Source organism: Bradyrhizobium guangxiense, assembly GCF_004114915.1.
Lineage (GTDB): Bacteria > Pseudomonadota > Alphaproteobacteria > Rhizobiales > Xanthobacteraceae > Bradyrhizobium > Bradyrhizobium guangxiense.
In genome coordinates, this window is the sequence record NZ_CP022219.1 from 4,413,384 (window position 1) to 4,436,442 (window position 23,059).

Here is a 23,059-nt window from a genome sequence, read left to right on the forward strand (position 1 = left end):
CCGCGAAGGCGGGCATCCAGTACGCCGCAGCTTCTCGCTTCTACACACCGTCTCTGGAATACTGGATCGCCCGCCCCAGTGCGCAAGTACGCACAAGGCGGGCGATGACACCTAGAACGCGGCACGCGACGGAGCCTAGAACTAGCAGGAGCCCTACCGCGTCATCTTGATCTGCCGCACGACCGGGATCGTCGGCAGCGAGCCGGTGTGCTCGGCTTCGTCCTTGGCCTGCGGCGTGCCCGGCGCGCGGGCGGTGGCGTCGGGGAAGCGCTGCTTCATCTCGCGCAGGAAGCCGTCAAGCGTGTCGACGCTGGCAGCGAGCTTGGCGATCTCGGCGAATTCGGCGCTGGAGGCCGCGGCCGGCTTGCTGGCGATGTCGAAGGCGAGACGGTCGGCGCTCTCGCTCATCAGCGGCGCGTATTTCTCTCGGAAGCGCGACAGGCCAATTGAATCGTCGGCCAGCGCATAGCCGACGGCGGCGCGGATGATGTCGCTCTTCTCCACCGTGTTGAGCGGCTTGAAGTCGCGGAAGCGCTCGCCGTAGTACAGCTCGATCTGCTCGGCGGACTCGCGCCAGCGCCGCGCCGCCCAGAAGATGTCCGAGCGCAAGCGGAGCACTTCGCGCCCCGAGACGTTGGAGACGATGTCGAGCGCCAGATCGTGACGGCCGACATCGCTCTGTGCACGCGCCTCCAGCAGCAGGCGCTGCTGCCTGAGCTCGCCCGAGAGATCGCTGATGCGGCTCGCACGCAGCGCGGTGATCGCCATGTCAGGCTTGCGGTTGGCGAGATAGATCATGGCAAGGCGCGCGGCCACCTGGGCGCGCGCGGCACCTTCGAGGCGGTGGTCGACCTGGTATTGCAGGAGCTCGGCGGCCTGGTCGAGCAGATCGATCGAGGCGAGACGGTCGGCGAGCCGGCGGATCAGTTCGTCGCCGCGACGGCCGATCGGCGTCAGTTCGCGAAACTCGTAGAACATCCCGAGTGCCTCGACCGGCGGCAGTTCGTCGCCCTTCGGTCCCAGGAAGATCTGCGTGAACAGCTCGGAGGCGAGGTCCTGCGCCTGACGCGAGGCTTCCGCGTTCGGCTGGAGCCTCGTCGCGGTGCGCGCGGCGGTGAGCGCGTCCCGGTAACGTCCGCTCTCGGCATAAAGGCGCGAGAGCATCTGCAGCGTCTTGACCTCGATCGCGTCGCCGCGCCAGGTCATGGACAACGTCTCGAGCTCGCGCAGTGCCTCTTCCTTGCCGATCTCGTCGCGCTTCTGACGCAGCGCGACCTCGAGCTGCTTGGCCTCGGCCGCAGCCGGACGGTCATTCGAGGCGACCGCGAACTTGTAATCGTCCAGCGCGTCCTTGTCGTGGCCGAGCGCCTCGGCGAGCCGGCCGCGCAGCACGGCAAAGCCCGGCGCGGCCTCGGGCGGGACACCGACGACCTCGAGCTCACTGCGGCGCTTGGAGGCGCCGGCATAGTCCTTCACCTCGAGCGAGGCGCGCATCGCGTCCATCGTCACGATGCGCTGGATGTCGAGCGGCAGCGAGGCGATGGCGAATTCGACGTTCTTGAACTTCTCGCGGGCATCCGCCCATTTGCCCTGACGCGCAAATGCGAGCGCCTTCCACAGCTGGGAATCGTGGCTGTTGCCGATCACGGGATTGGCGAGGTCCTTCAGGCCCTGCGACGGCCGGCCGATCAGGATATTGGCAATCGCATGCATGATCAGCGCGCCGCTCTCCTCCTTGTTGAGGGGATCGGTCAGCATGACGTCGGTGACGGCCTTGGCCTCGTGATACATCGCGCGCGACATGTAGAACTGCGCGAGGTCCAGCCGCGGCAGCGAACGCAGTGCCGGTTCGACGACCGATATCGCCGTCATCAGCTCGCTCTGGCGCGCCATGAAGTTTTCCGACTGGCCCTTGCGCCAGCCTTCGGGGCTGAAGACCGGGCGCACCGCGGTCGGCGCCCGCTCGGCCGAGATGTCGACGGGCGACAGCGTCAGTCCACCCTTCTTGCCGAGGATCACCTTGTCGGAGCCGACCTCGACGCCGATCTCTTCGGAGTTCGGCCGGATCGCGATGCCGTGCGCGGATTCCAGCAGCGAGAGATCGACGAGATCCTGCCGCTTGATGAAGCCGCGCACCGGCCGCTGCGCGGTGACGACATAGAGCGTGTCACCGGCGTCGGGATCGGTCAGCCTGTGCAGCAGGCCCGGGTTGGCGAAGGGGATCGCGATGTTGGCGAGCGCGGGATCGGTGATGTTGCGCGACATCATCAAGGGCAGCGGCGTCGACTGGATCTTGTCGGCCAGCGTCAGCAACCAGTTGGTCTCCTTGCCGACCTCCTCGCTCGCCAGCGAGTAGACCAGCGGACGGGTGAGACGGATGCGCACCGCCTGCCCCTTGTCGAGCGGGATACGGCCGACCTCACCGATCATCGCGCCGCCCTTGGTGCGGATCGCCTCGACATCGATCGGCTTCGGCGTATCGAACACCAGCCAGACGGTGTCGCCGCGGCGGAACGCGGCTGCGGCTGTTGCGACTTGAATCGGGAACGTCACGCGCAAGCCATCGCTGTCGCGGCGCGCATCGACGCTGGCGACGGTCGGCTGCGGCGCGGCCTTCGGGGCTTCTTGGGGGGCTTCCTTGGTAGCTTCCTTGACCGGCTCCTTCGCCGCCTCTTCGACAGGCGCGGGCTTGGGCGGCGCGGCCGCGGCTTCCGCAGCGGGCGGCGCCGGCTTCGCAACTTCCTTCGCGACTTCCTTGGCAACGTCCTTGGGAGCTTGTTTGGGCGCTTCCGCGGCGTGCGCGGCCTCAGCAATGGGAGCCGGCGCCGGTTTCGGCGCTTCGGCGGGCGGCATCGCGGCGGGCGCTTCCGGCTTCACGTCTGGCTTGACGTCGGGCTTGACCTCGATCTTGGCTTCGCGCGCGATCGTCTCGGAGGTCGGCGGAGCGATCTCGCGATGGGCGTCCTTCTCGGCCGCGGGCTTGTCGGGCGCCGGTCCGTGACCGGCCGGCTTCATTTGCGAGATCGCCGCCTCGGGCGTCGCGGCCGTCTTGCCCTTGTCGGGCTGGAAGGCGACGTCAACGACGTAGTTCTTCTCGTCGCGGAACGAATGCACGTCGGAATCGCCGATCAGCGCGATCTCGACATTGGTCTGGTCGATGTCGGCCTTCTGCTTGATCGAGGCGACGTTCGGCGGCGCCGCGACGACCGCATCCGCCAGATCGAAATTGAGGTTGGCGTTGAAGGCGAGCGTGAGCTTCTGCTCGTTGAGCACGGAGGACACGCCGACGCCGTCGGGCATCTCGAACACGAAGCGCACGAAGGTCGGCTGCACCGAGGCGCGCACGCGGATCGGCGGACGCTTCTTGGTCTCGGCCGCGGCGCGCTGGGCGCGCAGCGCGCGCTCGGCGATGCGCGCCCGCTCGGCGAGCTCCTTGACGACGTCCATGGGCAGGCTCGGCGGCGGCCCCTTCCAGCCCTCGGGCAAGAGGTCGATGAAGGTGCGCTCGCCGGCGTTCATGGTGTTGACGGTGACGCGCCGCGCCAGCGACAGGCGAATCGCGCTGCCGTCAGGATCGCGGCGCGCGGAATTGATGTAATCGGGGGCGCCCTCCGGCACGCGGTCGACGGGAACGTCGACGGGCCGGTCGAAGCGGACGATGAGGATGGAGCCCGCGGTCGTCACCTCGGAAGGAACGTCCTCGCCGAGCTTGATGACGAGACGGGCAAAGCCGCCGCCGGCGGAAAAACTCGCCTCGCCTCTGACGGGATCAGCCGCCCGGGCGGGCGCACCAAGGCCGATCAGCAGGCACACCGCCAACACGCCCGCATGTCGGACATGACGCGACAGCCCCCACGCCGAAGCGCGGGCTCGCGACACAAATCCAGCGGCAGCCTCTCGCGCCATTGGCGGATTTCTTCCGTTTCGACGATTGGCGCCGGTCCTGGTACCGGCCCCTGCCCTCGACTTTAAGGTTTTGCCAATTAAGGACTTCTTAAGTATGAGCCCTCAATTCGGCTTTTGCGTCGGCTTGCCGTCGATCTTGGGCAGGTCGCCGGCCGAGGCCGACTGATCGCCGCCGCCATTGGCGCGGCGGGCCATCTCGACCGTCAGCCGCTCGGCGGCCTCCGGTGACATCAGTCCCATGATGTCCGACATCTTTCGCGGCGCGATGGCCGAGGCGATCTCGATCAGCACGGGCATCTCGAGCCGGTCGAACACCCGTGCGGCGTCCTTGGGCTTCATGCCCTCGTACATGGTCACGAGGCCCTTCATGCGCTGGGCCTCGGCGGCCTTCTGCTCGGCCTGTGTCGCGGAGATGCGGTTCTCGACCGCCTTCATCTCCTCGACCTTGCCTTCGATGCGCTTCTCGGCCGATTTGAGCAGGCTCTCGCGGATGTCGATCTCGCGCTGGCGCGCCTCGATCTCCTGGCGCCGGGCCTGCAAGCGCTCGAGGATAGCGCGCTCGGAGGCCGAGACCTGCGACTGGGCTTCGTCGACCTTGACCACGGTGCCTTCCGGCTTGGTCTCGGGCGCGGCGGGCTTGGGCGCCTCCTTCGGCGCGCCATGGGTCGAGCCGGTGGTGATCTCCGACTCGTCGCGACCGATCGGGAAATTCAGGTTCTCCTGCGCCCAGGATTTCTTGGCCTGGTTCGGCTTGTAGTCGAAGACATAGCCGCCATTGATCACGAGGCCCGCCACCTTCAACGTAGCGAGGCCTGCGACGGCAACCAGAACGACCGGGATGACGCGGATGTTACGAAAGGACTTCATACCCTGACTTCATGCGGCAAGACCGTTGGAACGTCGGCGCTCGGAGAAGGCTTCGGCCGCAGCCGCCACCGCCTTCGCGGTCGAGGGCTTGGCCGCCGGCGCGGCGACCGCTTCCGGATTGGTGACGGGGCGCGCGGCGATTGCGATCTTGGACAGGCGCCGCACCACGTTGTCGGCTTCGCCGAGCTGCTTGTGGAGCTGGTCCGACATCTGCGTAGCCGCGGCGAGCTGGCTGCCGAGGTTCTCGTTGACGTCACGCACGGCCAGCTTCAGCCCGCCGATCGCGCGCTCGGCGATCTCGGTCGCGGTGATCAGCTCGCCGATCACCGCCTTCAGCGAATGCTCGTCCGCCTTCAGCCGCGTCAGGCGCTTGTTGAGCATGACGCAGTAGACGATCGTCAGCATCAACAGGACAGCCACCAGCGTCTCGATCGCCATTCCCAGGGAGTGGTTCATGGGGCCTCCATCATCTTGTTCTGCTCGTCCACCTTCTCGAACATCGCAAGTGTCGTACTTGGCTTGCGCAAGGGTTTCGTCACGCGGATCGCGACGCGGTCGCCGACCCGGCCCATCCGGCCCTCGGTCAGCGTGACGTCGCCGCAGCGCACGGTGACGTTGGCGTCGGCGCGCATGTCGAGCGGCAGCGTGTCGCCGACCTTGAGGCGCATCAGCTGCTTGAGCGGGATGTCGGCCTCGTAGAGCACGGCATCGACGGCGATTTCGGCCTGCACGATCTCGGTGGCGAAATGGCCTTCCCAGACCGGATCGCGGCCGAACTTTTCGCCCATGAACATCTGGAGCAGGACGCCCCGGATCGGCTCGATGGTCGCATAAGGCAGCAGCAGTTCGATGTTGCCGCCGCGGTCTTCCATGTCGATGCGCAGGCGCACCAGGATCGCGGCATTGGCGGGACGGCTGATCGCGGCGAAACGCGGGTTGGTCTCGAGCCGGTCGATCGTGAAGGTCACCGGCGACAGCGGCCGGAACGCCTGCTCGGCGTCGGCCAGCACCACCTCGACCAGCCGCTTCACCAGCTCGGTCTCGATCGTGGTGTAGGGCCGGCCCTCGATGCGGAGCTGGCTGGTGCCGCGGCGGCCGCCGAGCAGCACGTCGATCATCGAATAGATCAGGTTGGAATCGACCGTCGCCATGCCAAAGTTTTCCCACTCCTCGGCCTTGAAGACGGTGAGGACGGCGGGCAGCGGGATCGAGTTCATGTAGTCGCCGAAACGCACCGAGGTGATGCGGTCGAGCGAGACTTCGACGTTGTCGGAGGTGAAATTGCGCAAGGACGTCGTCATCAACCGCACCAGGCGGTCGAAGACGATTTCGAGCATCGGTAGACGCTCGTAGGAAACCATCGCCGAGTCGATGATGGCGCGAATGCCGGAATGGTCATCGAGCGTGACGTCGCCGACGGTGAAGCCGAGGAGATTGTCGATCTCCTCCTGCGACAGCACCCGCTCGCCGGAGTTCTTGCCGCTTCCGAGATCGCGGCTGCCGTCCTCGACCATGGCCGCCCATTGCAGGGCCATGGTCTCCGACAGCTCGTTTTCGGCGGCAGCCTTTGCGGCCTCCGCGGGATCCTCGGAATCGAGCGACGCCTCCCATTGTGCGGCAATCGCATCCTGGTCCATTTGCTCGTTACCGGCCATGACGCTAGTCCGTCACCTTCCTAGGACCCATCACTGGACCACGACTTCCTTGAACAGCACCGCGCTGACCTGGATCGGGGCGACCGCCGCGTTGACGCGCTTGGTCAGCTCCTCCTTGAGGCGGAAGATGCCGGCGGAACCATTGAGGTCGGAGGGGCGCAGCTCGCGCACATAGGTCTGGAAGATGTCGGTGACGCGCGGCATCGTCGGCTTGATCGCCTCGATCTGCTTCTCTTCCTTCAACTCCAGCACGATCTTCAGCCGCAGATATTGCACACGCTCGCCCGGCGCGCCGGCGAGGTTGACCATCATGTCGGGAACGTCGACGAAAGCCGGCGGCTTCGGCGGCGGCGCGGCCTCGGCATGATGCTCGTCGTCGCCATGACGGAAGAAGAAGAACCAGGTCGCCGCGCCGCCGCCGAGGACGGCGAGCAGACCGACGGCCATGATGATGAGCTTCAGCTTGTTCTTCGGCGGAGCGGCTTCCGCGCCCTCGGCGGCTGCGCCACCTTCCGCTTCATTCTCTGCCATGGTTGCCGCGCCCGGGTCTCTCAAAGGGGTCGAAAGAGCGAAGCCTCAAGACAGTGACGCGATACAAATGCCCCGGCGCAATGCGCTCCTTTTCATGGCAAACGCTACGGTAATAATGGTTAACGGAATCTTTCGATTGGGCTTCCGCTAGGAAAAATCTGCCGGGCAAGCATGGCTAACAGAACCTTTCTGCCGCCCTCCCGCGCCCCTCGAAAATCGTCAAAACATTGAAATCACGATATTTTCCGGGTTGGCACGGCTTTCGCTGAGAGAGGGCCGAGACCGAACGGTTTGGGAGAACCTGAAGGTCTCGTTCACGGGGTCCGCCAAGGCGCTTGGGAGAGCGAAATGGCAAGGCCACTCAGGGGAGATCTCCGATGCAGAACGCGCTTCTGATCGGCTTGTCACGGCAGATGACGTTGGAGCGGCAGATGGATGTCATCGCCAACAACGTCGCCAATGCCAACACCAACGGTTTCAAGGCCGATCATTCGCTGTTCGAGGAGTACCTCAACTCGAACGCGCGTGAAGACAATTTCATGGGTCCGGACCGCCGTGTCTCCTATGTGCAGGACCGCGGCACCTACCGCGACATCGGCCAGGGGCCGATGGAGCCGACCAACAATCCGCTCGACATGGCGATCGACGGCAACGCCTATTTCGCCGTGCAGGCCAATGGCGGCGAGCTGTTCACCCGCGACGGCAAGTTCTCGCTCAACAGCACCGGCCAGCTCGTCACCTCGGACGGCAACCTGGTGCTCGGCACCGGCGGCCCGATCACCTTCCAGCCGACCGATCACGACATCAACATCGCGCCCGACGGCACCATCACGGTGCTCGAGGGCACCGCCAAGACCGACTCGATCCGCGGCAAGATCCGCATGGCCTCGTTCGACGATCCGACCAGGCTGACCAAGCTCGGCGCCAATCTCTATTCGGCCGGCTCCGCCACGCTGCAGGCCGAGACCAAATCCAGCGTCCGCCAGGGCTACATCGAGAAGTCGAACGTGAACTCGGTCGGCGAGATGACCCGCATGGTGGAAGTCATGCGCAGCTACACCGCGATCGCCAATCTGCTCCAGCAGCAGAGCGACCTCCACAAATCGGCGATCGAGAAGCTCGCCGACGTTCCGGCCTGATTGAGGGAGAACTGAGATGCAGGCGCTTCACACCGCAGCGACCGGAATGGCGGCACAGGAACTCAACGTTCAGGTGATCTCCAACAACATCGCCAACCTGCGCACCACCGGCTTCAAGAAGCAGACTGCGGCGTTCCAGGACCTGATCTACGAGCACGTGCGCCGCGTCGGCGCGCAGGCCTCAGACCAGGGCACCATCCTGCCCGTCGGCGTCGACATCGGCGGCGGCGTCAAGACCGTCGGCACGCCGCGCAGCATGACGCAGGGCACGCTGTCGCAGACCGGCAACGATCTCGATCTCGCGGTCTCCGGCGAAGGCTTCTTCAAGATCCTGATGCCTGACGGCACCTACCAGTACACCCGCGACGGCACCTTCCAGATGGACAATCAGGGCCGCGTCGTCACCGCGCAGGGCAACCCGGTGCAACCGACCATCACCATCCCGCAAAACGCCTCGGGCCTTTCGGTCAACGAGCAGGGCCAGGTCTCGGTGACGCTGCCGGGTTCCTCGACCTCGACCATTCTCGGCCAGATCGGCCTGACCCGCTTCATCAACAAGGCGGGCCTGCAGCCGGTCGGCAGCAATCAGTTCACCGAGACGCCTTCCTCCGGCCCGCCCCAGGACGGCACGGCCACGGCCGAAGGTTACGGCAAGATCTCGCAAGGCAGCCTCGAGCAGGCCAATGTCGACGTCGTCTCGGAGATGAGCGACCTGATCGCCGCCCAGCGCGCCTACGAGATGAACGCCAAAGTGATCAGTGCCGCCGACCAGATGATGCAATCGACCACGGCGCTGTTCCGCTGAGGCCAAGATTGAGGCAATGACGATGATCCGCGCCACCCTCGCCACGATCTCCGCCCTGCTCGCGCTGGCCCTGCCGGCCGCGGCCGCGGACGATTTCATCGCCTCCCCGACGCTGCGCGCGAGCGTCACCGTGACCGCGGACGTGGTGCGGGTCGGCGATCTCATCGACAATGCCGGATCGGCCGCGCTGATCCCGGTCTACCGCTCGCCCGATCTCGGCACCACCGGCACGCTGACGGTCGGGCAGGTCCTGTCGGTGCTCCGCGCCAAGCAGGTGATCGGCGTGATGACCGGCGACATCAAGGAGGTCCAGGTCCCCCGCCTCGCCCGCACGCTCGCGAGCAAGGATCTCGAAAACGCGGTCGCCTCGACGCTCGAGCGCCGCTTCGGCCTCGGGGACGCCGCCAACATCACCGTCACGTTCGACCGCGGCGTCGCCGAGATGCGGCTGGATGCCTCCAACACCGGTGCGCTGCAGCCTGTCGCAACGCGCTACGATGCCCGCAGCGGCCGGTTCGACATCGCTTTCGAGATTGCCAACGACAACAACCCGACCCCGACCAAGCTGCGCTTCACCGGCACCGCGATCGAGACGGTGGAAGTGGCCGTGCTGACGCGCGACATCGACCGTGCCGATCTCCTGAAATCCTCCGACCTCTCGTTGGAGCGCAGGCCGAAGGCCGAAGTCACCGGCGAGCCCGCCTCGCGCGACCGCAGCATCGGCATGCAGCTGCGCCGGCCGATGCGGGCCGGCACGCCGCTCCGTGTCGCCGACATCGTCAAGCCCGACTTCGTGGTGCGCGATCAGGCCGTCACCATCATCTATGAGGTGCCCGGCCTCTATCTCACCACCCGCGGCAAGGCGATCGAGAGCGGCGCCGAGGGTGACACCGTCAGCGTGATCAACCCGCAATCCAAGCGCACGCTGACCGGTGTCGTGACCGGCCGCGGCCAGGTGACGATCCAGGGCGGGAGCCAGTCCGCTCCGATGGTGCCTGCGGTCGACCAGACCTCCTCGCTCAAGCGCGACGAAGCGCCGGCCCCCGTCGATACCGCAGCTCTCCTTCGGAACCTCGTGCAGGCCCCCACCTCGCCGGCCCAAATCGCAGAAGCTCAGATCCCGCAAGCTCGCGTCTCGCAAGCTCAAGCCAAGTAAGAGTTCGTCATGTCCGCTTTCAGTTCGGCTTACCGTCTTCGTCGCATCGCGATCTCCGCCCTTCTGCTGGCCTCTTGCGCGCTGGGCGGCTGCTCCTCGATCGACCGCCTGTCGCAGATCGGCGAGCAGCCGAAGCTGTCGGCGATCGACAATCCGACGACGCAGCCGGGCTACAAGCCGGTGCAGATGCCGATGCCGAAGCCGGAAGTGGCCTCCTACAATCCGAACTCGCTGTGGCGCAATGGCAGCCGCGCCTTCTTCAAGGCCCAGCGCGCCCGCCAGGTCGGCGACCTCCTGACCGTGACCGTGAACATCACGGACAAGGCCAACCTCTCCAACGAGACCCAGCGCAGCCGCACCAATTCGGAAAACTCCCAGATCAACGACTTCCTCGGCGCGAAGACCATCACGCAGGCCAACAAGATCCTGCCCGGCAGCCTTCTCACCGCCGGCTCCACCGCCTCCAGCGACGGCAAAGGCTCGGTCAACCGCCAGGAAGCGTTGCAGACCAACGTCGCCGCCGTCGTCACCCAGGTGCTGCCGAACGGAAATCTCGTGGTCGAAGGCAAGCAGGAGATCCGCGTCAACTACGAGATCCGCGAGCTCGTGGTCGGCGGCATCGTCCGCCCCGAGGACATCCAGAGCGACAACACCATCGATTCCAGCAAGATCGCGCAGGCCCGCATCGCCTATGGCGGCCGCGGCCAGATCATGGACGTGCAGCAGCCGCGCTACGGCCAGCAGGTCATGGACGTACTGCTGCCCTTCTAAGCCCCTTCAAGAGCTCCCACATCGTGTTCGCGAACTAAAGGCGCGAACGACGATGTACGACGCGGCCCTCGCTAGCTCCCCTGGCGAGGGCCGCATGTATTTTGAGCACCGCAACCAGCGAGTCAGATGCCGCAATTGCAAACGACGCTGCCTCCCCGCAATGACGGGCTGAGAGAGGCTACGTAAACTCCGCCTCCACCACCCCCAGCCCGTCCAGCTCCATCCGCACCTTGTCGCCGGCCTTCAGCCACAGCGTCTTGACCAGGCTGCCGGTGAGAACCAGCTGCCCGGCATGCAGCCCCTTGCCCTCGGCGGCGAGATGGTTGGCGAGCCAGGCAAGCGCGTTGTGGGGGTGGCCGAGCACGTCGGCGCCGGTGCCGTGACTGACCTCCTCGCCGTTGACGATAGCGCGGCCCTTGACCGCCTTCAGGTCCGGCACCGACGAACGCGGAACCGAGGCGCCCAGCACACAGCCGGCGGCGAAGAAATCGTCGGCGATCAGCGTCGGCGCGCCCATCGTCTCCCACTTCACATAGCGGTCGTCGACGATCTCGATCGCGGGGTGGTAGGCCTCGACCGCCTCGCCGACCCATTCGGCCGTGAACGGCGCCTCGCCGGCGGCGAGGTCGCGCTTCAGCCGCACCGCGATCTCGCATTCGACGCCGACCCGGACATAGTTGGAGGCGGCAAGCTTGGCTCCGCTGTCATGCACCCCCTTCTGGAACCCCCCGCCGCCGCAGGGATGCGGGATGCCGATATAGTCCTGCATGATTTGACTGGTGCAGCCGATCTTGTAGCCGACCAGCGGACCGGCATGCGCCAGCAGCAGATCGTGCAGCGCACGCTGCACCTGATAGCCCTCCGCCTCATCGGCGGGCGGACGTTCCAGCGCCGCGAGCGGCGCATGGTTGCGGCGCGCCAGCGCGATCGCCTTTGCGGCTTCGAGAATCTTGTCCATCGGCGCCGCCTCCCACGCTACGCATTCAGGGGCGACACTTCAGCATCCCCGCCGGGGCGTGACAAGCGCGGGCGGTGTGGGCCCTCAGCCCTTGACGAGGCCGAGGCGGATCAGGCTCTCGGCGGTCGCGAGGATCGCTTCGTCGTTGGACCGGGGCTCCCAGCCCAGCAGCGACCTTGCCTTGACGCTGGTGGAATGCCGCACCCTTCCGAGCATCGGCACGACCGCACGCAGCAGCGGAATACGGCTCGCAGCCAGCCGCACCAGCCAGTCCGGCGCCTGGAGCCGCGGAACCCGCCGCGCCCTTGGTTCCAGTTCCCGCCGCAGCACCTTGCCGATGTCGAGGATCGACATCGCCTCGCCGGAGACGGCGATGAAGCGCTCGCCTCTCGCCTCCGGCGCCGTCATCGCCCGCAAATGCAGGTCGGCTACGTCGCGCACATCCACCACGCCGAAATAGACCCGCGGCACCGCCGGCATGGCACCATCGAGCAGCGATTTGACGATCTCGATGGAGCCGGAGAAGTCCGGCCCCAGCACGGGTCCGAAAATGCCGGCGGGATTGACCACCGACAGCTCCAGCCCACCTCCCTCGCGCGCAACGAAATCCCAGGCCGCCCGCTCGGCCAGCGTCTTGGACTTGATGTAGGGCTGCACGTCGCTGCCAGCCAGATTGGTCCAGTCGGTCTCGTCGAACGGTTTTTCGCGCGGCGGATGACCGTAGCCGATCGCGCCCAGTGACGAGGTGATGACGACCCGTTTCACGCCGGCATCGCGTGCAGCCCGCAGCACCCGAAGCGTACCGTCGCGGGCCGGGATGATCATCTCGTTCTCATCCTTGGGAACACTGGTCGACAGCGGCGAGGCGACATGGAGCACGTAGTCGCAGCCCGTGACCGCCTCACGCCAGCCATTGTCTGCGGTGAGGTCGGCCGTGAAGAAGCACAGGCTTTCGGGTGAGATCGCCCCGCCCTCGCGGAGCATCGCCAGCACATCGGCCTGCCGGTCCGGCCGGCGCACCGTGGTTCGCACCCGATGGCCGGCAGCAAGAAGCTGCAGGATGACATGGATGCCGACGAAGCCGGCCCCGCCTGTGACCAGAACAGTGCTCATTGCCAAATTCCTTGCGTCGCGCAGGCCCACGAATTGGTTCCGCCACCCTGCTCAAGGCCGCATCTGGTCACTATCTGCATCCGGACAAGTAGAATGGATTTCGAGACCGGTATGGAAAACCTGACCAGCGTTTGCGACGGCGACTGCGATTGCAGCCCCGATCCCGCCCTGCTTGCCGACTTCAAGCGCGCCATCCATGCGCTCGGCGGCAAGTGGAAGCTGGAGATCCTGTTTGCGCTGATGAACGGCCCGGTTCGTTTCGGCGCCTTGCGGAGATCGATCGGCGGCATCACCCAGCACATGCTGACCACGCAGCTGCGCGAGCTCGAGCAGGATGGCCTCGTGTCGCGCACTGCCTTCGCGGAGAAGCCGTTGAGGGTCGAGTACGAGCTCACCGATGCGGCCTACGGCCTGCTGCCGGCGTTTAAGGAAATATTGAGCTGGTCCAGGCTTTATGGGGACGCTCGCCTGGCAGTGTTGCAGGAAGCCTGATTGCAGCGATGCTTGATGCCGCTGCCCCGGTGTCTCAGCATCCGACCAGATCTCGTTGATGCGACTCGCAAAACGTCCTCGCACCTGAAGTGAAGGCTGTTTCTCATGTGGGCTCACGTGAGCGCGGAGGATTCGACTCTAGCTCATTGATCGCGATTCATTTTTCGCAATCCGCGACGGTCAACCTCGCACGACATCGGCGTTGTAGCGAGGAACCCGCGACAACGCCGAGTGCAACGGCGTCGCCTCCGTCAAATGCGTCCAAGCGCGGCGCGGATGGCGACCTCGACCGGCGAGTAGTCCCCCTCCGTCCGCTCCAGCCGATACGGCTCGGCGAGATGCAGCGGCGGCTGCGCCAGGAATCGTGGACGCTGTCCCCGATGCTTCTGCGCGGCATGGACCAGGAAGGGATGACAGAGATAGACCGTGCCGGCCGCACCGGTCGCGAGCGCAACCGGACAGTCGGCCCCCATCTGCTCCAGCATCATGTGCGCCCGGCCCGCATCGCCAGCCGGCGCCAGATAGCGCGCCATCGGCAGGGGCGAGCCGACCCGGATCCGCGTAGGCGCATCGTCCTCACCGACGTCGGAGAACAGGAACAGCAGCAGCAGCGCCCGCCCCCGCGAGGTGATGTTGACGCGCCAGGCCGAGTGATCCTGCGCTTCGTCTGGGTCGTAATCCTCGCCGGGAAAGCTGAGATCGACATGCCAGCCGGCATCGCCGGGGTCGTCCGGATGCGGAAAGCGCACCGGAAAGGTGCCGATGTCGCGCCGCGGTCGCCATCGCCCCTGCCCGACGATCTGGTCGAAGGCGGCATGGAGCACTGGGGTGTTGATGGCGTCCCGGAACGGCGGATCGCCATAATAGGGCAACCGCACCACGGGCCGGGTCCAACTGGCGGGGTCGTGCTCGCTGCATGGCAGATCGCGCCACATGATGATGCGGGCCGCCTCGGCAAGCTCACGGGGGAAGGCATTGTCGATCCGGACAAAGCCGTCGCGGATGAATTGCTGGATTTGCGCGGCATCAAGCGCGCGGGGATTGGCAGTCATGATGATCTCTCAATTGCTCGCCAGCCCTCATCATCGGCTCGCTGCGGAACCGGCCGGCTCAATCGGTTGGGAAGCCGCAAGTCGAACTCGCGGGACGCGATGCCTCCGCGGCGGGGGCGCCTGCGCTCAGCCCAGGAAGAAAACCGATGCGATGTTGAGGGTGCAAATCATCATGGCGGCGCGAATCTACGCGCAGGATCAGCGGCGTTCAAGCGACGCCGTGAGCCAAAAACAAAAGAGCCGCACGTGGCGGCTCCGTCTCTATTCGTCGCGATAGACCTTCTCGCGTTTCTCGTGGCGCTCCTGCGCTTCCACCGAGAGCGTCGCGATGGGCCGGGCTTCGAGCCGCTTCAGAGAGATCGGCTCGCCGGTGTCCTCGCAATAGCCGTAGGTGTTGTCCTCGATACGCTGGAGCGCGGCGTCGATCTTGGCGATCAGCTTGCGCTGGCGGTCGCGGGCGCGGAGTTCGATGGCGCGGTCGGTTTCGGACGATGCCCGATCGGCCAGATCGGGGTGGTTCACATTCTCCTCCTGCAGAGCTTGCAGGGTGAGCTTGGACTCCTTGAGGATCTCATCCTTCCAAGCGAGGAGCTTCAGACGGAAGTACTCCTTCTGCCGGTCGTTCATGAAAGGCTCTTTTTCGGTCGGTCGGTAGTTTTTCAACTTTTCCAAGGGCGGCCTATCTGTCTAAGCAACGACTCGCAACGGAAACAAGGTCCGTTGAGCCGGGCCTTATATAGTGGCCTCCTGTGACAGACAATATTTCCCTGCGGCGCCGGCTGGCGCCCCCAAGCCCTTGCACAGGAAGGTTTTATCCTGGAGGGCCCGGAGGCGGCTTCAGGCCTAGTAGCCGACCGTGAAGCGCTGCCTCGCATGGGCCGGGCGCTCGATTTCGTCGGCAAGCGCAATGGCGTAGTCAGCGAAGGTGATCCAGCTCTTGCCGTTCGCATCTGCGAGAAGCTGATCGGTCCCGAGCCGGAACTTGCCCGTACGTTCACCCTCGACGAACAGGGCGGACGGCGAAATGAAGGTCCAATTCAGCTCCTTTTCTTGCCGCAACAGGTCGAGAAAGGCCGAGCCCGCCTCTGCTTCCGCCTTATATTGGGCCGGAAAATTGGGGGTCGTGACCAGCTTCACGCCCGGCGCGACCTCGAGGCTGCCGGCGCCGCCGACAACGAGGTAACGAGCGACCTTGGCATCCTTCGCCGCGCCGATCAGCTTGCGCGCGTCGCTGGCCAGGAAGTGCACGGAACTCACGGCGACCTCGTGCCCGGTCCACAGCTTGGCGAGGCCGGCCTGGTCGAGCACGTCCCCCTTGGTCGGCGTGACGTTCGGCAGGACCGCGATCTTCTCGGGGTTCCGGGCGATGGCTGTGACCGCGTGGCCGCGGCGGGACAGTTCCTTGGTGATCTCCGATCCGGCCCGGCCCGAGGCGCCGGCAACTGCGATTTTCATGGAAGGCTCCTTAGCTCCTTTGGTAACTAATGGAGACTAGATATCGTAATGACTGCTGGTGTTAAGAGAGCACTTTGTGCTTACTTGATTACGCGAGGGTAACCTCCACGCGCACCGCGAGCGACGACCACGGATTCCGAGGACCGACGATGAAACCCAACGTCTATGCAGCGAACTGCCCCACCCGCCAGATCCTCGACCGCGTCGGCGACAAATGGGCGGTGTTGATCCTGTTGCTGCTGCGCGAGGAGCCGATGCGCTTCAATCAGTTACGCCGCACGATTGAAGGCATTTCGCAGAAGATGCTGAGCCAGGTTCTGAAGTCACTCGAACGCGACGGGCTGATCAGGCGTCGCGCCATCGCGACCGTTCCGGTGACGGTGGAGTATTCGATCACGCAGCTCGGGGTGACGCTCGCCGGTGCCGTCGATCCGCTGCGCGATTGGGCCGAGCAGAATCTGAAAGACGTTCTCACTGCTCAGCGCCGCTATGATGCACAGTTGAAGGAAGAGGCGGCGTAGGCGCGTGTGAAGCGAAGCGCGGTTTCGCCCCAAACTTTGCTGTCATGCCCCGGCCTTACCGGGCAGGGCGCCGCGGCCTATCGGTCCAATCACAACTTTCTCTGGAATACTGGGTCGCCCGGTCAAGCCGGGCGACGACAGCCTGCCTGAGTGACTACCCCCGCCCGGCCTTCGCCAGCTCGACCTCGACGCGGAGCTCGATCTCCGAGAGCACCGAGTCCAGTCCGGGATCGCCTGAGGAGGATTTCAAATTCGCCGCGGCATCGCGCAGCCGCATCACGGTCGACGCGTCGAGATTGCCGGACAGGAGACCCATCTTGAGCTCGTCCAGCACGTCGAGCGCGGTCCGGCCGCGAGCGACCGAGCGCTTGCGGCGCTCGACCGGATCCTCCTCGACGCCTTGCAGGGCAAGCAGCCCATCGATGTTGGCGGCGGCCTTCGGTGCGGCAGCGCTCCGCGTCTCTTGCGCCGACGAGGTGTCGGGCAGAACGAAGGTGCCGGAGCTGGTCCGCCTGGCCTGGCTGGCCGGCGTTCCAAGCGTGGTGCCGTTCGGTCCGTAGATGCGCATCGGAAAGAATCCGGGTGATCGATGCCGTCACCTTCGCTGTCTTATGGTTAACGGTGCGTAAACGGCCCGGCAAAATCTGCCGACAGGCGGCAGTTTCGCTCCTGAGGGACAACGCCGGCTGACACCGGTCGAAACAGATTTATTCAACCTATTCAGCGGCCTAACTCTGCCGCTTCGGTTTGGCACAGCGCTCGCAAGGACAGCGCCGGACCAGCTCGTCATGGGAGTGTCGTGCGCGGTCTTGTCGATTTGAGGAGGCTTTTGAGAGCCTTGGGGAGCAGAGGATGCCAGGCGTTCGTTGGGTGAGGATGGTTGGGATGGCCTGCGCCGCGCTTTCGGCGCTGGTGCTGTCGGTCGCACCGGCGGCTGCAACCTCGCGCATCAAGGACCTCGCCAACATCGAAGGCGTGCGGCAGAACCAGCTCATCGGCTACGGCCTCGTCGTCGGCCTCAACGGCACCGGCGACACGCTCAACAACATCCCCTTCACCAAGCAGTCGCTGCAGGCGATGCTCGAGCGCATGGGCGTCAACATCCGCGGCGCCACCATCCGCACCGGCAACGTCGCCGCCGTGATGGTCACCGGCAACCTGCCGGCCTTCGCCACCCAGGGCACGCGCATGGACGTCACCGTCTCCGCGCTCGGCGATGCTAAGAACCTGCAGGGCGGCACCCTGCTTGTCACGCCCCTGCTCGGCGCCGACGGCAACGTCTATGCGGTGGCGCAGGGCTCGCTTGCGATCTCCGGCTTCCAGGCCGAGGGCGAGGCGGCCAAGATCGTGCGCGGCGTTCCGACCGTGGGACGCATCGCCAATGGCGCCATCATCGAGCGCGAGATCGAGTTCGCGCTCAATCGGTTGCCGAACGTGCGCCTGGCGCTGCGCAATGCCGACTTCACCACGGCCAAACGCATCGCGGCCGCCGTCAACGACTATCTCGGTGTCAAGACCGCCGAACCGATCGACCCCTCTACGGTGCAACTTTCGATCCCGCCCGAGTTCAAGGGCAACGTCGTCGCATTCCTGACCGAAATCGAGCAGCTCCAGGTCGACCCCGATCTCGCCGCCAAGATCATCATCGACGAACGGAGCGGCATCATCGTGATGGGCCGCGACGTCCGGGTCGCCACCGTCGCGGTGGCGCAGGGCAACCTCACCGTCACGATCTCCGAGAGCCCGCAGGTGAGCCAGCCCAACCCGCTGTCGCGCGGCCGAACCGTGGTCGCGCCGCGCAGCAGCGTCACCGTCACCGAGGACGGCAAGAAGCTGGCGCTCGTCAAGAACGGCGTCTCGCTCCAGCAGCTCGTCGATGGCCTCAACGGCCTCGGCATCGGCCCGCGCGACATGATCAGCATCCTGCAGGCGATCAAGGCCGCCGGCGCGATCGAAGCCGACATCGAGGTGATGTGATGCAGACCGGCATGATCAACACGCCTCGCCTCGCCAGCTCGTCGGCCTTTTCGGTCGAGAGCCGCAACGGCCGGCCGGATTTCGAGCTGGCCGCGGCGCTGCAAAAGGTCTCGCCGCAGCAGCAGGCCAGGGCGCAGAAGACCGCCACTGATTTCGAGGCGATGTTCCTCAACAGCATGTTCTCGCAGATGACCTCGGGCCTGAAGGGCGAAGGTCCGTTCGGCGACACGCCCGGCACCGGCGTGTGGCGCTCGATGCTGACCGAGCAATATTCCAAGAACTTCGCCAAGGCCGGCGGCGTCGGCGTCGCCACCGAGGTCTACCGCACCCTCATCATGCAGCAGGCGAAAACCATCCGCACGGCATAAGGTCAAACGAGATGAACCATTTCAACGCCTCACGTCAGCCGATGCAGGCCCAGCGTCCGAGCACCGCGCCCGGCAGCACCGAGGCGCGCAAGCTCGCCGAGGACCTGATGGAGGCAATGAGCGCCCTGCTCGGACTGATCGAGCGCGAGACCGAGCTCGTTCGCGCGGGCAAGGTTCGCGAGGCGATGACGCTCGAGAGCAAGAAGCAGCAGCTGTCGCGCAACTACGTCGGTGCCGTCGGCCAGTTGAAGGCGAACCAGGCGCAGCTCGCGAAATCCGCGCCGGAGCTGCTCTCGACGCTGCATCGCCACCACGATGCGTTCCGCGCGATGCTCCAGGTCAATCTCACCGTGCTCGCGACCGCACATGCGGTCTCCGAAAGCGTCGTGCGGGGCGTCAATACCGAGATCCAGAAGCGTAACGTGCCGAACACCTATACGGCCGCCGGCCGCCGCGCAGCTCCGGGCCCCCGCCACATCACCCCGCTCGCGGTCAGCCGCTCGCTCTGAACGCGCACGAGAACAACCGACAATTTTACGAAAAACCGCGCGGCGATATCGTCGCGCGGTTAGGCACGTTTCCTTACCAGGTCTTCAGTCCTGGTGTTCCATTGTTGCGTTATGAGAGGGGTTGGGATTTGACTCAAGTAAGGCAACCAGGAGGCTGCCATGAGTACAGATTTCAGCATCCGGCCGGTGGGGATCCCGGCCCCCGTGCAGATCGTAACGACGTCCAATGCGGCGGCGAACGAGGCCGTGCAAACTGATCTCCCGGTGAGCCAGACGGTCGCCGCGGCGGACACCAGCGCGCCCGTGCGCAATGATCTGCGGAGCCACGAGAACATCTCGCGCCAGGTCGTGTTCGACCAGGCGGCCGCATCCTTCGTCTTCCAGGTCGTCAACGACAAGACCGACGCAGTGGTCAATCAGTTTCCCGACGAAGCGATGCTGCGCCGGCGGGCCTATTTCCACGCACTGGACATGAAGTCCGAGCCTTCGCGTCCGCTCAGCACTGACGTCAGCGCCTGACCATCACATATCGGCGTTTGCTCTGCGCCTGACCGGGACCGGTCCGCGTGAGATTCGCATTGCCGAGACAACCCGACAAATTGCGATCGGCACCTGCCGACGTCGAGATGTCGCTGCCGTGACGGCGGCACAGATCAATGAGCGAGAGCCAGGCGATAGAACGTTCGATTTGGACGTGAACGCCAAGATGCTCGTGATGTCGGCCATCACGAGTCCAGCTTAAGGCCGTCCGGACAGACCCGCGGCGATATTGCGGTTGATCTCGATCAGCGGACGGAAGTGGTCGAACTGCGGGCTCATCTGCAGCGCTGCGGTCTGGCTCAGCACGAACACGCTGATGTTGGCGATCTTCTGCCGAACGTCGATCGGCTGCGGGTTGCTGTCGCGCATGGCTTCGCTCAGGAAGATCGTCCAGAGCTTGCGATTGAACATCAGCGCCTGCGTGGTCTGCTCACTGAACGGGTCGGCGCTGTTGATGGCGTCCTGGAGCTTGTTGGCGGCCTTGAGTAGGGTCTGCGCCTCGATGTCGCGAGGAGATGCGGTTGTCGTTGCAACGCGCGCATAAGCCGAGGCAGCGGAATTCGACATCAATCACACCCTGGAGGTTACCTAGCGCGTTGTACGCGCTTAAGGATTTCTTTCCCAACCCTAGGCAGCACCGCTTAAGATTTGCTTACGTGTGCGCTTGGAAGCACTCCGGATAATTACGGGTCGCGGAGCTCTTCGTCAGCGCAACGCTAGATCCACGCACGCACGGTGTAAACTCGTTTCGCGTGATGCGCGCTGATCTCAGCTAATCTTGTCTTAGCGATCTCCCTCAAAAGAACGGCGGAGCGTTTAGCCCCGCCGCGAAATCTCGAATGGCGACTTTGCGCTGCGAAATTAGCGGAGCAGCTGCAGCACGCTCTGCTGCGACTGATTGGCCAGCGACAGCGCCGACACCGCGATCGACTGGCGGGTCGACAGCGCCTGGCTGTTGGCCGCTTCCTCGTTGGTGTCGGCGAGCGTCAGGTTGGACGAGCCGGTCTGCAGCACGTTGATCAGGTTCTTGGAGAAGTCCTGACGCACCTGCACGATCGAGAGGTTCGAACCGAGCGTAGAGCCTTCGGAGCGCAACGTGCTCGACGCCGCATTCAGGCTGGCCAGCACCTTGTTGGTGGCGCCGTTGTCGATGAAGTCGACACCGTTGACGAGATTGCTGAGGCCAAGGCCGGCGGCATTGAACACGACGCCGTTGATGCTGAGCGTCGAGCTGCCGGTCTCGTTGAAGACCAGCTTCAACGTGTCGCCGTTGAGCAGATTGACGCCGTTGAAGGAGGAGTCCTGCGAGGTGGTGTCGATCTGGGCCAGAATGTTGTTGAACTGGTTGACCAGGTTGGAGCGCGCGGTCTGCGCGACGGGGTCCTGAACCGGCGGCTGCGCCGTGGTGAAGGCGAGGACGCTGGTGATCGTGCCGCCGACCGTGCCGCCCGCGGTGGTCGAGCCGAGCGTCGAGGAGGCGTATTCGTTGACGGTGGTCACCGTCAGCACGCCGTTGGCGTCGATCGTCGCCGTCAAATGGTTCGCCTGAAGCTGGGCGTTGAGCTGATCCAGCGTCTTCACGGTGCCGTTGGTGCCGTCGCCGAAGGTGACGTTCACGGGCGTACCGCCGTTGAACGAGGTGAAGGTCAGCGTCTTGCCGCTGATGCCGCCGACGCCCGAGGTGCGCGCCGCGGTGAAGGCGGTCGCCGTTCCGGTATTGCCGCTGAGACCGAACGCGCTGAGCGCATTGCCGGTGCCGGTGATCGAGAGGTCGGCGTTGACGCCGGTGGAGAGCGCAAGCTGACCGCTGCTGTTGACCGACGACGGGATCTGCCCCGCAGTGGGCGACAGCGTCGCCGCGCCGTTGAAGATGCTCGCGGTCTTGACGCCGGTGGCGAGGTCGATCGAGTTGAGCAGGTCGGTCAGCGTCGCACTCTGGAGATAGACGGTCGAATTGCCGTTGCCGTCGGTGACGACGTTGCCGCTGACGCCATAGCCGGTGGCCACGCTCGCCGCCGATTGCGGTGTCTGCGCGTTCTTGAAGGTGATGGTGTGGCCGTCGATGTTCAGCGTCGAGCCGTCCTGAACGAGAGTGCCGAGCGAGCCGGCGGTCGTCGACCGGTTCGCAGTCACGGTCGCATTGCCCGCGCCGGTCGCCCCAGTCAGACCGAGCTTGTTGAGGAAGTCAGCCTTGCCCGTCAGGCTCAAATCGGCACCGGTCGAGCTCTTCAGCGTGACCTGGCCGCCGGAGATGGAGGATGGCGTCTGGATGGTACCGACCGTCGCGCCGCTCGTCGCGATGGTCGCCGCGCTTGCGCTGATGGTTGCAGTCTTGACGCCGCTGGCGAGGTCGATCGCCGTGAGGACGTCGTTGATGGTCGCCCCGGGCGCAGTCGGCGTTCCCTCGTAGACGATCGAATTGCCGTTGCCGTCGGTGGCGATGTGGCCGCTGGCGTCGAGACCCCAGCCGGTCGGCTGCGTGCTCGGAGCGACGCCGGTGCGGAAGGTGATGGTCTTGCCGTTCACCGTGATGGTGTCGCCGTCGGCGGGCGGAGCGCCGAAGGGGGTGGACGCGGTGGTGCCGACCAGCGTAGCGGTGCCGCTGAGCACGGTGGTCCCGTCGGCCGCGGTCGCGGCAAATCCGACCAATGTGCCGGCGCTCGAGCCCAGCGAGGCGCCGAGTGCGGCAGTTCCCGTGACCGGGGTCACGCCGCCGGGTGCGCCGGTGTAGAGCACGTTGCTCTTGGCGGTCGCGCTGGCATAGGAGGTCGTGCCGCGCAGGTCGGCCGGCGTCGCACCGGGAATGGTGGTGGAGACGTTGGACTTGGTGGAGTAGCCGACCGTGGTCTGCAGCGCCTGGTTGGCGATCGACTTCGCGCTGTCGATCAGCTTCTGCAGCGATGTGATGCCGGTGTTGGCGGCCTGCAGCACCTGCACACCGTTATTGATCCCGTCGAGCAGGTTGCTGATGTCGCTCGCCCGGTTGTCCAACCCCTGCGCAGTGAAGAAGTTGGTGGGATTGTCGAGCGCCGTGTTGACCTTCTTGCCGGTCGACAGCCGCTCCTGCGTCGTGGCCAGCAAGTCGGCCGTCGACTGCAGCGACAACAGGTTCTGGCGAACGGACGCCGAGAGAACGATGTTGGACATTGGCGAGTCTTCCTCTTGAACCGGATACGAATCGGCCGCGCGGTCTGGAAAGCGGGCTTTTGTCCAGTTTTAGGAGGTGTCCTTTAAAGTATGGTTA

At 65.3% G+C, this 23,059-nt stretch carries 23 protein-coding genes; 10 read left to right on the forward strand and 13 right to left on the reverse strand.

Features of this window, described 5'->3' with window-relative positions; all coding sequences use genetic code 11:
* Positions 1-153 precede the first annotated feature (153 nt).
* The 5 genes from X268_RS21235 to fliL form a co-directional block, all read right to left on the reverse strand.
* Positions 154-3,906 carry a tetratricopeptide repeat protein gene (locus X268_RS21235; protein WP_128926718.1) on the reverse strand — a complete coding sequence of 1,251 codons (3,753 nt, stop codon included), beginning with the start codon at positions 3,904-3,906 and terminating at the stop codon, positions 154-156.
* Between the two features lie 102 nt (positions 3,907-4,008).
* Positions 4,009-4,773: a MotE family protein gene (locus X268_RS21240; protein WP_128926719.1), complete on the reverse strand. Its 765-nt coding sequence runs from the start codon at positions 4,771-4,773 to the stop codon at positions 4,009-4,011.
* Positions 4,774-4,782: 9 nt separating this feature from the next.
* Entirely contained in the window at positions 4,783-5,229 is a 447-nt protein-coding gene (locus X268_RS21245) for a DUF6468 domain-containing protein (RefSeq protein WP_128926720.1), read from the reverse strand.
* The gene (gene fliM / locus X268_RS21250; RefSeq protein ID WP_018321852.1) at positions 5,226-6,428 is read right to left on the reverse strand and encodes a flagellar motor switch protein FliM; all 1,203 of its coding nucleotides are present in this window, start codon (positions 6,426-6,428) and stop codon (positions 5,226-5,228) included. Before fliM ends, X268_RS21245 begins: the two co-directional genes overlap by 4 nt.
* Positions 6,429-6,458: 30 nt before the next feature.
* Positions 6,459-6,959 carry a flagellar basal body-associated protein FliL gene (fliL, locus tag X268_RS21255; RefSeq protein WP_128926721.1) on the reverse strand — a complete coding sequence of 167 codons (501 nt, stop codon included), beginning with the start codon at positions 6,957-6,959 and terminating at the stop codon, positions 6,459-6,461.
* 377 nt (positions 6,960-7,336) lie between these two features.
* On the opposite strand from fliL, the gene flgF reads away from it, so the two are divergent.
* From flgF to flgH, 4 genes are read left to right on the forward strand one after another with little or no spacing between them, the layout of a single operon-like run.
* Entirely contained in the window at positions 7,337-8,098 is a 762-nt protein-coding gene (flgF, locus tag X268_RS21260) for a flagellar basal-body rod protein FlgF (protein ID WP_128926722.1), read from the forward strand.
* A gap of 16 nt (positions 8,099-8,114) precedes the next feature.
* Positions 8,115-8,903 carry a flagellar basal-body rod protein FlgG gene (gene flgG, locus X268_RS21265; RefSeq protein WP_128926723.1) on the forward strand — a complete coding sequence of 263 codons (789 nt, stop codon included), beginning with the start codon at positions 8,115-8,117 and terminating at the stop codon, positions 8,901-8,903.
* Between the two features lie 22 nt (positions 8,904-8,925).
* Complete coding sequence (flgA, locus tag X268_RS21270; RefSeq protein ID WP_164938168.1) at positions 8,926-10,059, forward strand: flagellar basal body P-ring formation chaperone FlgA; 1,134 nt, start codon at positions 8,926-8,928, stop codon at positions 10,057-10,059.
* A 9-nt stretch (positions 10,060-10,068) separates the two neighbouring features.
* Positions 10,069-10,830, forward strand: a complete 762-nt coding sequence (gene flgH, locus X268_RS21275) for a flagellar basal body L-ring protein FlgH (RefSeq protein ID WP_128926725.1) — start codon at positions 10,069-10,071, stop codon at positions 10,828-10,830.
* 178 nt (positions 10,831-11,008) lie between these two features.
* On the opposite strand, the gene X268_RS21280 is transcribed toward flgH, so the two are convergent.
* Positions 11,009-11,788, reverse strand: coding sequence for a 2-keto-4-pentenoate hydratase (locus X268_RS21280; protein WP_128926726.1), 780 nt, complete (start codon positions 11,786-11,788; stop codon positions 11,009-11,011).
* An 84-nt stretch (positions 11,789-11,872) separates the two neighbouring features.
* Complete coding sequence (locus X268_RS21285; RefSeq protein ID WP_128926727.1) at positions 11,873-12,901, reverse strand: SDR family oxidoreductase; 1,029 nt, start codon at positions 12,899-12,901, stop codon at positions 11,873-11,875.
* 93 nt (positions 12,902-12,994) lie between these two features.
* Between X268_RS21285 and X268_RS21290 the strand changes: the two genes are divergently transcribed.
* Positions 12,995-13,393 carry a winged helix-turn-helix transcriptional regulator gene (locus tag X268_RS21290; protein WP_208764387.1) on the forward strand — a complete coding sequence of 133 codons (399 nt, stop codon included), beginning with the start codon at positions 12,995-12,997 and terminating at the stop codon, positions 13,391-13,393.
* Positions 13,394-13,644: 251 nt separating this feature from the next.
* Here the strand turns inward: X268_RS21290 and X268_RS21295 are convergent, their stop codons facing one another.
* From X268_RS21295 to X268_RS21305, 3 genes are all read right to left on the reverse strand, one after another.
* Positions 13,645-14,445: a phytanoyl-CoA dioxygenase family protein gene (locus X268_RS21295; protein ID WP_128926728.1), complete on the reverse strand. Its 801-nt coding sequence runs from the start codon at positions 14,443-14,445 to the stop codon at positions 13,645-13,647.
* A 261-nt stretch (positions 14,446-14,706) separates the two neighbouring features.
* Positions 14,707-15,072: an RNA polymerase-binding protein DksA gene (gene dksA, locus X268_RS21300; RefSeq protein WP_008554760.1), complete on the reverse strand. Its 366-nt coding sequence runs from the start codon at positions 15,070-15,072 to the stop codon at positions 14,707-14,709.
* Between the two features lie 216 nt (positions 15,073-15,288).
* Positions 15,289-15,900 carry an NAD(P)-dependent oxidoreductase gene (locus X268_RS21305; protein WP_128926729.1) on the reverse strand — a complete coding sequence of 204 codons (612 nt, stop codon included), beginning with the start codon at positions 15,898-15,900 and terminating at the stop codon, positions 15,289-15,291.
* 149 nt (positions 15,901-16,049) lie between these two features.
* Here X268_RS21305 and X268_RS21310 point away from each other — a divergent pair, with 149 nt between their 5' ends.
* Positions 16,050-16,421 carry a winged helix-turn-helix transcriptional regulator gene (locus X268_RS21310; RefSeq protein ID WP_128926730.1) on the forward strand — a complete coding sequence of 124 codons (372 nt, stop codon included), beginning with the start codon at positions 16,050-16,052 and terminating at the stop codon, positions 16,419-16,421.
* A 154-nt stretch (positions 16,422-16,575) separates the two neighbouring features.
* On the opposite strand, the gene X268_RS21315 is transcribed toward X268_RS21310, so the two are convergent.
* A complete protein-coding gene (locus X268_RS21315) occupies positions 16,576-16,989 on the reverse strand; it encodes a flagellar assembly protein FliX (RefSeq protein ID WP_128926731.1) in 414 nt (137 codons plus the stop codon).
* Between the two features lie 284 nt (positions 16,990-17,273).
* On the opposite strand from X268_RS21315, the gene X268_RS21320 reads away from it, so the two are divergent.
* From X268_RS21320 to X268_RS21335, 4 genes are all read left to right on the forward strand, one after another.
* Positions 17,274-18,398: a flagellar basal body P-ring protein FlgI gene (locus X268_RS21320; protein ID WP_128926732.1), complete on the forward strand. Its 1,125-nt coding sequence runs from the start codon at positions 17,274-17,276 to the stop codon at positions 18,396-18,398.
* Positions 18,398-18,766 (forward strand): flagellar assembly peptidoglycan hydrolase FlgJ, encoded by a 369-nt coding sequence (gene flgJ, locus X268_RS21325; RefSeq protein ID WP_164937846.1) that lies wholly within the window; start codon positions 18,398-18,400, stop codon positions 18,764-18,766. The genes X268_RS21320 and flgJ overlap by 1 nt, the downstream gene beginning before the upstream one ends.
* A gap of 11 nt (positions 18,767-18,777) precedes the next feature.
* Positions 18,778-19,275 carry a hypothetical protein gene (locus tag X268_RS21330; RefSeq protein WP_128926734.1) on the forward strand — a complete coding sequence of 166 codons (498 nt, stop codon included), beginning with the start codon at positions 18,778-18,780 and terminating at the stop codon, positions 19,273-19,275.
* A gap of 159 nt (positions 19,276-19,434) precedes the next feature.
* On the forward strand, positions 19,435-19,794 hold the full coding sequence (locus X268_RS21335) for a hypothetical protein (RefSeq protein ID WP_128926735.1): 360 nt from the start codon (positions 19,435-19,437) through the stop codon (positions 19,792-19,794).
* A 219-nt stretch (positions 19,795-20,013) separates the two neighbouring features.
* Here X268_RS21335 and flaF read toward each other — a convergent pair whose 3' ends face one another.
* Positions 20,014-20,382, reverse strand: coding sequence for a flagellar biosynthesis regulator FlaF (gene flaF / locus X268_RS21340; protein WP_063682345.1), 369 nt, complete (start codon positions 20,380-20,382; stop codon positions 20,014-20,016).
* Positions 20,383-20,676: 294 nt separating this feature from the next.
* A complete protein-coding gene (locus X268_RS21345) occupies positions 20,677-22,962 on the reverse strand; it encodes a DUF1522 domain-containing protein (protein WP_128926736.1) in 2,286 nt (761 codons plus the stop codon).
* Between the last annotated feature and the right edge of the window lie 97 nt (positions 22,963-23,059).

Excerpts from the sequence above, each read along its gene's own strand:
- X268_RS21235 (WP_128926718.1), bottom strand. The coding sequence starts at position 3,906 with ATGGCGCGAGAGGCTGCCGCTGGATTTGTGTCGCGAGCCCGCGCTTCG.
- X268_RS21240 (WP_128926719.1), bottom strand. The coding sequence starts at position 4,773 with ATGAAGTCCTTTCGTAACATCCGCGTCATCCCGGTCGTTCTGGTTGCC.
- X268_RS21245 (WP_128926720.1), bottom strand. The coding sequence starts at position 5,229 with ATGAACCACTCCCTGGGAATGGCGATCGAGACGCTGGTGGCTGTCCTG.
- fliM (WP_018321852.1), bottom strand. The coding sequence starts at position 6,428 with ATGGCCGGTAACGAGCAAATGGACCAGGATGCGATTGCCGCACAATGG.
- fliL (WP_128926721.1), bottom strand. The coding sequence starts at position 6,959 with ATGGCAGAGAATGAAGCGGAAGGTGGCGCAGCCGCCGAGGGCGCGGAA.
- flgF (WP_128926722.1), top strand. The coding sequence starts at position 7,337 with ATGCAGAACGCGCTTCTGATCGGCTTGTCACGGCAGATGACGTTGGAG.
- flgG (WP_128926723.1), top strand. The coding sequence starts at position 8,115 with ATGCAGGCGCTTCACACCGCAGCGACCGGAATGGCGGCACAGGAACTC.
- flgA (WP_164938168.1), top strand. The coding sequence starts at position 8,926 with ATGATCCGCGCCACCCTCGCCACGATCTCCGCCCTGCTCGCGCTGGCC.
- flgH (WP_128926725.1), top strand. The coding sequence starts at position 10,069 with ATGTCCGCTTTCAGTTCGGCTTACCGTCTTCGTCGCATCGCGATCTCC.
- X268_RS21280 (WP_128926726.1), bottom strand. The coding sequence starts at position 11,788 with ATGGACAAGATTCTCGAAGCCGCAAAGGCGATCGCGCTGGCGCGCCGC.
- X268_RS21285 (WP_128926727.1), bottom strand. The coding sequence starts at position 12,901 with ATGAGCACTGTTCTGGTCACAGGCGGGGCCGGCTTCGTCGGCATCCAT.
- X268_RS21290 (WP_208764387.1), top strand. The coding sequence starts at position 12,995 with ATGGATTTCGAGACCGGTATGGAAAACCTGACCAGCGTTTGCGACGGC.
- X268_RS21295 (WP_128926728.1), bottom strand. The coding sequence starts at position 14,445 with ATGACTGCCAATCCCCGCGCGCTTGATGCCGCGCAAATCCAGCAATTC.
- dksA (WP_008554760.1), bottom strand. The coding sequence starts at position 15,072 with ATGAACGACCGGCAGAAGGAGTACTTCCGTCTGAAGCTCCTCGCTTGG.
- X268_RS21305 (WP_128926729.1), bottom strand. The coding sequence starts at position 15,900 with ATGAAAATCGCAGTTGCCGGCGCCTCGGGCCGGGCCGGATCGGAGATC.
- X268_RS21310 (WP_128926730.1), top strand. The coding sequence starts at position 16,050 with ATGAAACCCAACGTCTATGCAGCGAACTGCCCCACCCGCCAGATCCTC.
- X268_RS21315 (WP_128926731.1), bottom strand. The coding sequence starts at position 16,989 with ATGCGCATCTACGGACCGAACGGCACCACGCTTGGAACGCCGGCCAGC.
- X268_RS21320 (WP_128926732.1), top strand. The coding sequence starts at position 17,274 with ATGCCAGGCGTTCGTTGGGTGAGGATGGTTGGGATGGCCTGCGCCGCG.
- flgJ (WP_164937846.1), top strand. The coding sequence starts at position 18,398 with ATGCAGACCGGCATGATCAACACGCCTCGCCTCGCCAGCTCGTCGGCC.
- X268_RS21330 (WP_128926734.1), top strand. The coding sequence starts at position 18,778 with ATGAACCATTTCAACGCCTCACGTCAGCCGATGCAGGCCCAGCGTCCG.
- X268_RS21335 (WP_128926735.1), top strand. The coding sequence starts at position 19,435 with ATGAGTACAGATTTCAGCATCCGGCCGGTGGGGATCCCGGCCCCCGTG.
- flaF (WP_063682345.1), bottom strand. The coding sequence starts at position 20,382 with ATGTCGAATTCCGCTGCCTCGGCTTATGCGCGCGTTGCAACGACAACC.
- X268_RS21345 (WP_128926736.1), bottom strand. The coding sequence starts at position 22,962 with ATGTCCAACATCGTTCTCTCGGCGTCCGTTCGCCAGAACCTGTTGTCG.